The following is an 11,311-nucleotide window of genomic DNA, read 5'->3' as shown; positions in this document are numbered from 1 at the left end:
ATGACGAGCGGTCCGTAGTTCTCGGCGTCACGCACCTCGGCGAGCAGCTGGTCCGGGGTCAGAAAGCGGTAGCGTCCCGATGCCTTCACCTGGTCCAGCGTCTGTACGCCGGGCAAATGCATCAGCGAACGTTGGTCGGTCGACCATTCGCCGTATGTCACTGCCTCCCAGAGGATGTGGTCGCCGAATTCCGCCCATGCCCGGTCCGGATCCTCGTGCAGGTAGATCATGCCGCGATTGATCGGTCCCGGCATGATGATCAGCGGCGTCATGCCGACCTCCGAACACAGCGCGCGGTAGTAAGCGGCCACGTCCGGCAGGTGATCGGCCAGGCTGAGCGGTAGTCGGAAGCGCGCGGCGCGGCGGGCCGTGGCGCGGGCGCCGCCGCCCACATACAACGGCGGATGTGGGCGCGTCCACGTCCCGGTGCAGATTCCCGCGTCGCGCCCGGCGCCGGACCATACCGACAGCATCCGTTCGAGCAGACCGTCCATCAGCTTGCCGCGCTCGCTGAAATCGGTTCCCATGGCGTCGTATTCGACCGTCCGGTAGCCAAGGCCCACCGTGGTGTGCAACCGGCCACGACTCATGTTGTCCACGAGCGCAATGTCTTCGGCAAGCCGCACTGGATTCCACAGGGGGCCAAGTGAGCAGTCCACGCTCGCGATCAGAGTCGAAGTCCTGGCCAGGAACATCGACGCGGCCATGATCGGATTGCAGCTCCACCCATGCCCCGTCGCGTGATGCTCGTCGACACTGACGGTGATGATTCCGTGCGACTCACCCCACTGCGCCATTTCGAGTGCGGCGTTGAGAAGTTTGCTCTGCGTGCGCGGTTCACCGTGCGGGGACGCGAAGTTGAACCGCAATACCGTCAAGAGCATGTCGCGCCTGAAGTCATGGCGACTCCGTTCCCACCGCCGATTGCAGGAAGGCGGGAAAGTCGGGAAACAACGCACGATCGACGATCTCGATGCGAGTCCCGGATGCGTCGACGTAGTAGGCGAACAGCGCGAGGTCGGGCCCGGCCGTGGCAGCGGTCGCTTCGAACGCGAAGCCGTTGTCCTCCAACAGCCTCGCGGTCTCGGCCAGGTCATCGGCGAAGTAGCCGAGGTGATGGATGGCATTGCCGGGCGCCGCGATCCAGGGACTCCCCGGCACCTCCTGGATCAGCTCCAGATGCGGTGGTTGCAACGAATAGACGAATGTCGAGGTGAACTCCTGTGTCCCGGCCAGCGTGCGAAACGGCAGTGTGTAGCTCAGCGGATTGATCCACCGGTAGCCGGCCAGTGCGCTCAGACGCGCCATGGCCTCGTGCAGGTCGGGCACGATGATGCCGGTGTGGTAGAAGTCCTCGGGCCGTAGTGCGAATGCAGTCATGAGTTCCTCGCCACCTGATCTCGGAGCCAAGCACTTTCCCAGAAGTTCGTGCTGCCGGCGAGAAGCTTTTCATGCGCTTCGCGCAGCACGTCGCGAGCCCCCTGATGGTCCGACCCGACGAGCTCGGCCAGGTGGATGGCCTGCAGAGGGCGGTCCGCGTCGAGGTGTGCCCGGGCCTTGTCGATCAGGGCGTCGGCTCCGGCGAGCTCGAGCACATCAGCGGCGACGCTGTCGAATCCGACCGGATAGAGCTCGGTGGTCGATTGGTGGTGAAACCAGCCTGAATAGTTTTCCCAGATGGCCCGCACGTCCCAGGCAACCTTTCCATAGCCTTGGCCCACTTCGTATTCCGTGGGTAAGGTGACCTCTGCCATCAAGGTCCGGACGTCCTTGCCCGCGTTCATCCCCGCGACGGTTTGATCGTGGATGTGTTGAATCGCGTTGCGCAGCCGGGTCAATTCGCTATCTATCAGCTCGGCGCCCGCGATCGGCCCGAAGTGGCCTGTCACCAACAGCTCGGGTTGCAGTTCGCGCACTCGCTCCACCGACGCTATGGCGGTCAGGGCGTCTCGGTATCGGTCGCCGCGCATGGTGACGAGGTTCGGTATATGCCCGAATATCGGACCAAAGGTGTTTCCACACAGGCAGATTCGTTCGTCGGGCAACCAGATGACGAGAGAATCGGTGGTTTCCCCGCCGGGCACGGAGATCAGTTCCATCCGTCGGCCGCCCAGCTCCAAGGTGAGCGTGTCCTCAAAGTCGAGGTCGACGACGGGAACGCTCTGACCGGCTAACCGTTTCGTGCCGAGTCGTTGCTGGATGGTTTGGATGCCGGTAGCCAGTGTGTCCTTGAACGCGAACGCGCTACGGCTCGCGCGATACGGGATGAGACGGTCGTTGTCATCGCGCCAAGCGGTCCAATTCGATTGCGCGACAACGGTAGTGTCGGGGTCACGCACGCTGTCCAGGCCGCCCACGTGGTCCACGTGGCCTTGCGTGAAGATGATGTAGCGCACCGGCGACGAGTCCACCGCGTCGAAGTTGGCGCGATGCACCGGGCCTTCGAAACCCATTCCGGTGTTGACGATCACCCGGCCATCGGTCGTGGTGAGCAGGTAGGAATTCGACAGGCCGGGCGAGCACCACAATCCCGGCGCGATCTCCTCAGCCCTCTCCGCCGCCGCGGGGCACAGCCCGTCAGCACCCGGCCTGCTCCGATAGACCGGATCGGACATCGCTGGTGGCTCCTTTCATTCGGGACGGACGTCGAACTTGTCGAAGTAGAAGTCGAAGCGGCCGCGCAGTTCGTCGGCCGTGATGCCGAAATGCCGTTGCAGGTCATAGCGGATGCGGCCGTGCTTGCCGCGCGGATTGCCGTCCAGGTAGCGCTGGAAGCTGTTGCGCGCCTTAGTCGTCAGTCTCACATTGCCGATGTCGTACAGCCGTTCAAGCACCGGCAGCTCATTGCTGTTCAGCTGGTGGAAGCTGATGTCGATGCTGCGCTCGGCGGGAACCAGGTCGCGGTCGCGCACGCACGCGTGCAGCAGTCGGTACACGCGGTCGCTCCAGTAGGTCAGCAGCCAGTCGGGGTCGATGTCGGTGCGGCGGAGCCGGTCGGAGTAGGCCATCATCGTGATCGCCGACTGGATGACAGCGACGGGGTCGCGGTGTGTGAAAGCCACTGTGGCGTCAGGGAAGGTCGCCATCAGCGCCCCAAGCTGCTCACAGTGCTGCGGGCTTTTGAGGACCCAGGTCCGCGGTCCGCGCAGGAAGGTCAACGCCTGCAGCACCTTCTTCATGTACGCGTAGTGCCGGGTTTGGTCCAGGCCCAGGTAGTAGTCGCGCCAGACCGGCACGCGCGCATGCCATTCCAGGACATAGGCGGCGAAATCGAGGTCGAGGAGTTCCACCTCCTCCTCGATCGCCTCCGGGAACCGGTCGTGCATGGCGGCGACCACGGGGGCGCTGACCATGAGCGCGTCATGCTCGGATTTGGCCCGCGCATAGCGCGGGTCGACGCCGAAGATGTCCGGGCCCTGACCGCGTGCGGGTATCGGGTCCTGACTCTCCCAATAGGGCAGCGCGCGCCGGCTAGGGTCCGCGGCAATGAGATTCACCAGGTGTGTGGTGCCGGACCGTGGCATTCCCACGACGATGAAGGGCTTGTCGATCGGAATGGATTCGATTTCGGGATAACGCCGGAGAAGTTCGGTCAGCGACAATCGGTTGCGCAGCAGCCGCACGACCCGCTGCCGCAGCGTCCCACGCGTGAGTTGACGCAGGCCGCCGTCGGCCTCAATCGCGGCCACATGCGTCGAGAGGCGGTCACCGAAACCGTCAGTGTCGGCGAGGTCGTCGGCCCCCGCCACTTCGACAGCCTCCGCGACCATGCGGTCGATGTCGAAATCGATGTGTTTGGCCTCGGTGAAATCCAGGATCTGGCGCTGGATGTCGGTCAGCTCGGGCGAGGTCAGGTCGTCGAAGTCGAGGTCGTCAACCGCAGAATCCATCGGATCCCCTTTTCGACGTGTCAGGCGCCGATCTGGACCCTACAGATTGGCCAGGTCGTCCGGGACGTCGACCTTGTGTTCCTCGAGCGCCTCGATGGGAACCACCTCGAGGGTGCGCTCGTGGGTGGACGCCAGCACCACCGGCGCGGCACAACCATCGTTGTGGGCCCGAAGCCAGTTCAGCGCGGTCACACACCAACGGTCACCCGGCAGCAGCCCAGGGAACCGGTACTCGGGAACCGGCGTCAACAGGTCGTTGCCGATGGAGCGCTGGTGCTCCAGGAATTCAGCGGTCATCACCGCGCAGATCGTGTGCCGGCCCAGGTCCTCGGACCCGGTCGAGCAACACCCATCGCGGTAGTAACCGGTTAGGGGTTCTGTGCCGCACGGTTCCAGCGGACCGCCTAGCACGTTTCGATCAGGCACCCATTCAGTATTGCCCCCCCGGGGGCAAAGTTTGAAGTCCCTTGCGGACCGTGTTGGGCGATTGACGCGAAAGAGCCGAGGTGACGACCGGCCCGCGGCCGTGTTAACTCGATCGAACGTCGCCGCCGCGCCCACCCGAAGACCCGTCCGGCGGGCCACCGTGGGGATGGCAGCCGCCCCAGATGCCACCGCCGACGCGATACCCACCCCCTCAGCCCTACCCGGGTTACCCGGCCTATCCCGGCTACCCCAGCTATCTCAATCCGCAGGCACCGTTCGGCCACGATCCCGCTACCACCCAGATCGCGGTCGCGCAGTTGTGCGTGGGCCTGTTCGGCCTCATCTTCGGCTTGTTCTGCCTTTTCGGCCTGCCGGCCCTGCTCGGCGGTATCGTCTGGGCGATCGTCGACGCCATCCTGATCTTCACCAGCAACGTCAAGGACGAATACGGTCGCAAGCTACGTTAATACCGCTCTGTCGCAACAGATTCGGCGCACCACGGATACGACGGCCGGGCCGGCCGAACTCGATCGGGTCGTACGGGGAACCCGGCGGCGGGATTTCGGGGCGATGACCGCCGTCGCGCAGGGTGACGATGCGATAACAATTCGCAGCGCAACCTGGCGCGACGCGCTGCGCAAATACCGGGGAAATCGCCGCGAAAAACTATCGTCGCATCGTGCAACGTCGTTCGGCCCTGAAGCTCCCTCTGCTGCTGGCAGCAGGGGCTTCCCTGACCCGAGTTCCCCGCGCTTACGCTGAGGAAGCGACTCGGTGGACTCCAGACCGCGCCACCCGGTGGTATCAAGCACAGGGGTGGCTGGTCGGAGCAAACTACATCCCCTCAAACGCCATCAATCAGCTCGAGATGTTTGCGCCCGAAACCTTCGATCCGGCCCGCATCAATACCGAACTCGGCTGGGCCAGATTCTATGGGCTGAACAGTGTCCGGGTTTTCCTGCACGACCAGCTCTGGGCCGCGGATCAGCGCGGCTTCCAATCGCGCCTGGCGCAGTTCGTCGACATCGCGGCGCGCAACCGGATCAAACCGTTGTTCGTCTTCTTCGATTCGTGTTGGGACCCGCAGCCCAAGCTCGGCAGGCAGCATCCCCCGAGGCCCGGAGTCCACAACTCAGGTTGGGTGCAAAGTCCGGGTGCTGAGCGGCTCGGCGACCCCCGCTATGCGCGGGTCATGCACGACTACGTCACCGCGGTGCTGACCCAATTCCGCACGGATGACCGCGTTTTGGGTTGGGACCTGTGGAACGAACCGGACAATCCCGCGCGGCAGTATCGCAACACCGAGCGAAGTGATAAGACGCAGCTCGTCGCAAACCTGCTTCCGCAAGTGTTCCGATGGGCGCGCGCGGTTGATCCCAGTCAGCCGCTGACGAGTGGCGTATGGCACGGCGATGCCGGAGATCCACAGGGCCGCAACGGAATCAGCGATATTCAGCTGGCCAACTCCGACGTGGTCACATTCCACTCGTACGCGGAACCCCAGGGCTTCGACAACCGGATTTCCGAACTCACCCCGCTCGGGCGGCCGATCATCTGCACCGAGTGGCTGGCCCGCACCAAAGGCAGCACCGTCGACGGCGTACTTCCGGTCGCGAAACGCCGCAATGTCGGTGCATTCAACTGGGGTTTCGTCGCCGGCAAGACCCAAACCTACTTCCCCTGGGACTCCTGGGACCACCCCTACACCAGCGTGCCGAAAGTGTGGTTCCACGACCTCGTGCGGCCCGACGGACGGCCCTTCCAGGAAACCGACATGAAGACGATCGGAGTGCTCGCCAGCGGGCAGCGTCAGTCCTGAACCGACGTCACGGCATGGCCTGCGCCCAGGCGATATGCCCCTCGAAGCCAAGCGATTGCGCCATGTCGCGGTAACGATCCCGGAAGTCCGGGTAGGCCGCGGCATCGCCGCGCGACTGCGCCAGCAGGGCCCGCATTCGCAGCAGCCAGATCTCGCGCATGCCCAGGCTCTCGTTGGTCGCCGCGGCCGCTAACCGCTCGACCGCGGCCTCGGCGTTGACCACGTCGGTTTCGTCGCCCTGATCGAGAAGCGTCTCCACCAGAACACCCGTGGCGGAAATGCCCCACGCCAGTAGCCGCTCGCCCCGGAACAACTGGTCGACGGCGGAACGCATGAATTCCTTTGCCGCTGCCCGATCCGCGCCGCGCGCCCGCTCACGGGCCAGATACACGTTGGCGACCGGTAACTCGGCCAGGTTGTGTTGCTCGCGTAAGAACATCTCGCTCACCTCGGTGAGCAATGCCTGCCCGCGGTCACGGTCGGCGGTGTCCTCCCGGTGCACCAGCGCCACACCCAACGTGATCCGCGCGAACGCCAACACCTGATCGTCCCCGGACCTTTCGGCGATCTGCAGGGCGTCCTCGATGTCGCGCATCGCGCGGTCGTCGGGCGTCAGTACGCCACACGGCAACGCAACCGAATAGACGAGGGTTACCACGGTGGCGTAGCACAACGGGTCGGCGGCGCGCGCCATCGCGATGCCCTGCTCCAAGTCGGCGCGCCACCCCGGAATGCCCACGCAATACCGGGCAATGCCGTGCGCGGTGAACGCGGCGGCCAACGGAGATCCGAAGATGAAGTTGCCCATCAGCGGGTCACCGTCGGCCAACTCGACGACTCGCTCTGACCAGCGCAGCACTTCGGTCCACTCCGCGTTCATCGCCTTGGCGTAGCTGGGTGCAAAGGAGAGCCCCACCATCAAGGTCGGGTCGCCGATGGACTCGATGAGGGCCATCGCTTCCGAGGCCAGCTCCGAGGCCTCGCCGAGCCGGGCCTGAAACGCGTGGTCCATCACCAACCCCGCCATCGCGATGCTCAGCGAGGCCTTGTCGCCGGCGGCGCTGCACAACTCGCGCAGCTCGTCGAAGCGGTCTCCGGCGACGTCGACCCGAACCCGCCACGCGATCCCGCACAACATGGTTCGCGGAGCGATGCGCATCGATGCCCGTGCCGGATCATCGATGGGCAGGGCGTCGGCGATCCGGATGGCACGCTCCCAACTCAGTCGCGCGGCGGCATTGTCGCGGTTGGTCGCCCATGTCGACGCCCGCATGTGCCAGCCGTAGGCGGCGTGCAATTCACCGGCGGCCTCGAGGTGTTGGGCGATCAGCGCGGCATTCTGGTCGGCCGACGCCGGTTCGTTTGTTTCGATGGCCGCGGCCAGCCGCCGATGTGTCTGCGCGCGATCGGCTTTCAGCTGCGATTCGTAGGCGACGGCATGGATCAGCGGATGATGAAACACGTACTCCGCGCCTGGCATGAACCGCACCTGGTCGATGAGTTCGACGTCGATCAGCTCGTCGACGTGTGGGTCGATTCCCAGGCCGGCCAGTAGATCTCGACTGAACCGCGACCCGATGACCGCCGCCGCGGCAAGCGTGTGTTTGGCGGGTGGCGGAAGCCGGTCGATGCGCGCGGCGATGGTGGCCTGCAGGGTCGCCGGCACGCCGACCTCGGCGACCTCCGTGTGGCAGGCGTAGCTGCCGCGCTCACCGACCAGCACATCGCGTTCGGCCAGCTCGCGGATGATCTCCTGCGCGAAGAACGGATTGCCCGCCGCGCGCCCCGCGATCAAACGGGCGATTTCCGCCACGGACGAGTCCGGCCCCAGCAATTCGCCGACGAGCATTGAAGTTTCGGCATCGCTCAGCGGAGTAAGGGCGAAGCTCTGGGCACCCGCAGCCTGCTGCAACGACCCGTGATACTCGGGCCGGTAGGTGAGCAGGACCATGGACTGCGTTTGCGGAATCACGGAGACGAAGTCGGCCAGCATGGATTCGCTGATCTCATCGATCCAGTGCACGTCCTCGATGACGTAGACGGCCGGGGTTTGGCGCGCCAGCGACACGGCATTGACCAACGCCGTCAACCGCCGGCGCCGTGCCGCCGGATCTATCTTGGGCAGCGCCACGTCTGGGTCCGCGACACCCAACAGGTCATCAAGCAGAAGCAGGTCCTCGGGATCCGCGTCCGACGCACGGGCGCGTATCTGCGCGCGGGCCGCAGGGCCGTCCAGATCACCGACGCCGGTGGCCGCCCGCAGCAGCCGAGCCACGACGCGGAACGGGATGTCGTGGCCATGCGATTCGCAGTAGCTGGTGAACACGTCGATACCCCGAGCACCCGCCATCGCGGCAACCTCGCGAGCCAGTCGGCTCTTGCCCAAGCCCGGTGAGCCCACCACGGTGACCACTGCACCGCGGCCCGCGACCGCTCGGTTCAGCAAACCCTCGACCGCGGACATCTCCCAGCCCCGACCGACCATGTTCGACTCGGCACGCCAGGCAGCGTGGTGTTCCTCCCCGATGCCCAACAGCTGACGGCCGGCGGCCGGCGCTTTGCCGCCCGTGATCTGGACCGATTCGTACTCACCGAGCTTCGCGACGCCATCGACGAGCCGCGCCGTCGACGCGCTGAGCATGACGCCATCCGGCGCGCACGCCGACCCCATCCTCCGGGCTATTCCGACTTGCTCGCCGACCGCGGTGTAGCCGAACGGCCCAGGCCCGAGCTCCCCGGCGATCACCTGACCGGAATTGAGCCCGATGCGCATTTGCAACTCCACGCCGTCGCGGACCTCGACGTCGACGGCGAGGCGCTTCGTCTCCTCCTGGATGCCCAGTGCTGCAAGGCACGCACGGATAGCGTGGTCCTCCAACGCAATTGGCGCCCCGAACACGGCCATGATCCCGTCGCCGGTGAACTTGTCCACCGTGCCGCCGTAGCGCTGCACCACCGCCGCGCAGCGGTTCACCAGGTCGGTCATGACTTCCCGCAACCGCTCGGTGCCCACCGCCGCCGCGAGGTCGAGCGATTGGCCCACATCGGCGAACAGGACGGTGACCTGCTTGTACTCCGCCGCGGGGAGTTTCTCCGCGTCCAATCGACAGCCTTCCGGGACCCTACCGGACGCTTTCGACCGTCAGGCCGCCCTCCGCAAGCGTCTTGCGACCGAATTGGCCACGTAGAAAGTCTGACGCATTCCGTCGCGGATGGCGCGCCAAATTCGCCGATAGCGCTGACCGCCGGTCACATTGTCCGCATCGGAACCCCCGGGCCTGCCGTCGAAACCCATTGACAGCCAGAGTGATTAGAGGGGTTACCGAACGTCTGCGGACTAAATCACAGATGTGAGCTCGCTCCGAATCGCTGACGAACGCGTTGGTGACGTGGGAAGATTTCGGGTGTCCACGGCCGTCAGCCGCAGTGCGCAGGAGTTTTAGACCACGATGCAGACAACCGCACAGTCGGGTGCAGACGCGATGCGGGCCGCAAGGTGAGCCACCGGTTGGATATCCCGGTGATGCAGTGGCGCCAACACGACATCCGCCCGCTGCGCGATCTCCTGACCCGCATCAGCGCCGACCCCGAAACAGCCCGGGCCTGGCGCGGATCTGTGGTGCTGCACTTCGAAGAGGAAAACAGCTACAACCCCTACCTGAATCCGGGGGTCGCCGGCTTCCTGAAGAACGCGTATTCGGAATTCCCGCACCTCATGTACTTCTTGGACCCGGATCAGGCGAACGCCCCCACCGACGGCTTCTTCACGACCATCGGCGCCCTGCAGGAGAACCAATTCGGGGCGTGGATCATCTGGTCCGATGAAGTCGCGAACGCGTTCTACAACGTCCTCGCCGACGCCGCCGTCTACGCGATCGACCAAGGCGACGACTGGATCGCCGTCGTCAAGGGCTACGAGTACGACGAACGCCAGACAAGGTTGACGGAGATCAAAGCGATTCTCATCGACCGTGGGGTTATCACGGACTGACGGCCCCCACTCATCGGACGTGGGCAACCAGCCGGGCCCGTGTGGCGTCGTCAGCCGACGGGCAAAGAGTTTGGCGGTGGCGGAGGGATTTGAACCCTCGGACGGTTTTAGCCGTCACACGCTTTCGAGGCGTGCTCCTTAGGCCGCTCGGACACGCCACCGCGGAGCAGCTTACCGAACCGTCGGCCCGTCACCCCAATCGCTGGCGGGCGAAGAAGGTCTCCAGGCGTGCGGCGCACTCCCGCGCCAGCACGCCGCCGCGCACTTCGGGGCGATGATTGAGCCGCCGGTCGCGGACCACGTCCCACAGCGACCCGACCGCCCCCGTCTTGGGCTCCCAGGCCCCGAACACCAGCCGCGCGACGCGCGCCAGCACCAGGGCTCCCGCGCACATGGTGCACGGCTCCACAGTGACGGCCAGCGTGGCACCCTCGAGCCGCCACCCGTCACCGAGCACAGCGGCGGCAGCTCGCATCGCCAGGATCTCGGCGTGGGCAGTCGGATCGCCGAGGGCCTCGCGACCGTTCACCGCGCGGGCCAGTTCTGTTCCATCGGCACCGACGACCACCGCACCGATGGGCACGTCGCGGGGACCGGCCGTCGCAGCGACGTCCAGCGCGCTACGGATCAGGTCTTCGTCAGTGGTCACCGACCGAGGCGGTCGATCACCGCCGACAGCTGGTCGGCGAAGCCCATCTCGCGGGCGATGCGCCCAAGCTGCTCGTCGGCGTAGAGATCGGTCTCGTCGAGGATGACCCCCAGGACCGCCTCGGGAAGCCCGATGTCGGACAGCAACCCAAGATCGCCCTCCTCGAAGGGATCGGCATCCTCGAGGTCCTCGGGGTCGATGTCGGCGTCGAGCTTGTCGAGCACTTCCGCGGCGATGTCGTAATCGAGGGCGGCGGTGGCATCGGAGAGCAGCAGCCGGGTCCCCGAGGGCGCCGGGCGGACGATCACGAAGAACTCGTCGTCCACATCAAGTAACCCGAAGACCGCCCCGGCGCTTCGCATTTCCCGCAGCTCCGTTTCGGCAGCCCGGAGACTGAGCAGCGACTTGGGTGCCATCGCAGAACAGCGCCATTGCCCCTCTTCCCGCACAACCGCGACACCGAATCCGTCCGGCGTGTCGGCGGACAGGCCCTGGGCTGAGGCCCGTTCTGCTCCCATGGCCGCCAACGGTAGTCG

The 11,311-nt window shown here is 65.6% G+C and carries 11 protein-coding genes and 1 tRNA gene; 3 read left to right on the top strand and 9 right to left on the bottom strand.

All coding sequences use genetic code 11. The features are described 5' to 3' along the window. From JOZ00_RS09760 to JOZ00_RS09740, 5 genes are all read right to left on the bottom strand, one after another. Positions 1-884, bottom strand: an 884-nt coding sequence (locus JOZ00_RS09760; protein ID WP_293343111.1) for an LLM class flavin-dependent oxidoreductase, incomplete at its 3' end; no start/stop codon positions are given. Between the two features lie 13 nt (positions 885-897). Further along, positions 898-1,380: a VOC family protein gene (locus tag JOZ00_RS09755; protein WP_293343109.1), complete on the bottom strand. Its 483-nt coding sequence runs from the start codon at positions 1,378-1,380 to the stop codon at positions 898-900. Then, positions 1,377-2,615 carry an MBL fold metallo-hydrolase gene (locus tag JOZ00_RS09750; protein WP_293343106.1) on the bottom strand — a complete coding sequence of 413 codons (1,239 nt, stop codon included), beginning with the start codon at positions 2,613-2,615 and terminating at the stop codon, positions 1,377-1,379. Before JOZ00_RS09750 ends, JOZ00_RS09755 begins: the two co-directional genes overlap by 4 nt. Before the next feature lie 15 nt (positions 2,616-2,630). Then, positions 2,631-3,890, bottom strand: coding sequence for a sulfotransferase (locus JOZ00_RS09745; protein ID WP_293343104.1), 1,260 nt, complete (start codon positions 3,888-3,890; stop codon positions 2,631-2,633). 39 nt (positions 3,891-3,929) lie between these two features. Next, positions 3,930-4,316 (bottom strand): DUF2237 domain-containing protein, encoded by a 387-nt coding sequence (locus JOZ00_RS09740; RefSeq protein WP_293343102.1) that lies wholly within the window; start codon positions 4,314-4,316, stop codon positions 3,930-3,932. Positions 4,317-4,498: 182 nt separating this feature from the next. Here JOZ00_RS09740 and JOZ00_RS09735 point away from each other — a divergent pair, with 182 nt between their 5' ends. Next, on the top strand, positions 4,499-4,783 hold the full coding sequence (locus tag JOZ00_RS09735; protein ID WP_293343099.1) for a hypothetical protein: 285 nt from the start codon (positions 4,499-4,501) through the stop codon (positions 4,781-4,783). Positions 4,784-4,995: 212 nt separating this feature from the next. Further along, the gene (locus JOZ00_RS09730; protein WP_293343097.1) at positions 4,996-6,135 is read left to right on the top strand and encodes a cellulase family glycosylhydrolase; all 1,140 of its coding nucleotides are present in this window, start codon (positions 4,996-4,998) and stop codon (positions 6,133-6,135) included. Positions 6,136-6,142: 7 nt separating this feature from the next. Here the strand turns inward: JOZ00_RS09730 and JOZ00_RS09725 are convergent, their stop codons facing one another. Further along, positions 6,143-9,238: an adenylate/guanylate cyclase domain-containing protein gene (locus JOZ00_RS09725; RefSeq protein ID WP_293343094.1), complete on the bottom strand. Its 3,096-nt coding sequence runs from the start codon at positions 9,236-9,238 to the stop codon at positions 6,143-6,145. Positions 9,239-9,631: 393 nt separating this feature from the next. On the opposite strand from JOZ00_RS09725, the gene JOZ00_RS09720 reads away from it, so the two are divergent. Further along, positions 9,632-10,126, top strand: a complete 495-nt coding sequence (locus tag JOZ00_RS09720; RefSeq protein ID WP_293343091.1) for a hypothetical protein — start codon at positions 9,632-9,634, stop codon at positions 10,124-10,126. A gap of 71 nt (positions 10,127-10,197) precedes the next feature. On the opposite strand, the gene JOZ00_RS09715 is transcribed toward JOZ00_RS09720, so the two are convergent. The 3 genes from JOZ00_RS09715 to JOZ00_RS09705 form a co-directional block, all read right to left on the bottom strand. Continuing rightward, positions 10,198-10,287, bottom strand: a tRNA-Ser gene (locus tag JOZ00_RS09715). Positions 10,288-10,316: 29 nt separating this feature from the next. Continuing rightward, on the bottom strand, positions 10,317-10,775 hold the full coding sequence (locus JOZ00_RS09710; protein ID WP_293343089.1) for a nucleoside deaminase: 459 nt from the start codon (positions 10,773-10,775) through the stop codon (positions 10,317-10,319). Further along, complete coding sequence (locus JOZ00_RS09705) at positions 10,772-11,293, bottom strand: tRNA adenosine deaminase-associated protein (protein WP_293343114.1); 522 nt, start codon at positions 11,291-11,293, stop codon at positions 10,772-10,774. Before JOZ00_RS09705 ends, JOZ00_RS09710 begins: the two co-directional genes overlap by 4 nt. Between the last annotated feature and the right edge of the window lie 18 nt (positions 11,294-11,311).

Origin of the sequence: Mycobacterium sp., assembly GCF_019243155.1 — a bacterium.
Taxonomy (GTDB): domain Bacteria; phylum Actinomycetota; class Actinomycetes; order Mycobacteriales; family Mycobacteriaceae; genus Mycobacterium.
Note: the sequence above shows the minus strand (reverse complement) of the source record. Positions and strands in the feature narration are given on the sequence as shown.

Bases quoted from the DNA above. Each gene is read 5' to 3' on its own strand.
- JOZ00_RS09755 (WP_293343109.1), bottom strand. From the start codon at position 1,380: ATGACTGCATTCGCACTACGGCCCGAGGACTTCTACCACACCGGCATC.
- JOZ00_RS09750 (WP_293343106.1), bottom strand. From the start codon at position 2,615: ATGTCCGATCCGGTCTATCGGAGCAGGCCGGGTGCTGACGGGCTGTGC.
- JOZ00_RS09745 (WP_293343104.1), bottom strand. From the start codon at position 3,890: ATGGATTCTGCGGTTGACGACCTCGACTTCGACGACCTGACCTCGCCC.
- JOZ00_RS09735 (WP_293343099.1), top strand. From the start codon at position 4,499: ATGCCACCGCCGACGCGATACCCACCCCCTCAGCCCTACCCGGGTTAC.
- JOZ00_RS09705 (WP_293343114.1), bottom strand. From the start codon at position 11,293: ATGGGAGCAGAACGGGCCTCAGCCCAGGGCCTGTCCGCCGACACGCCG.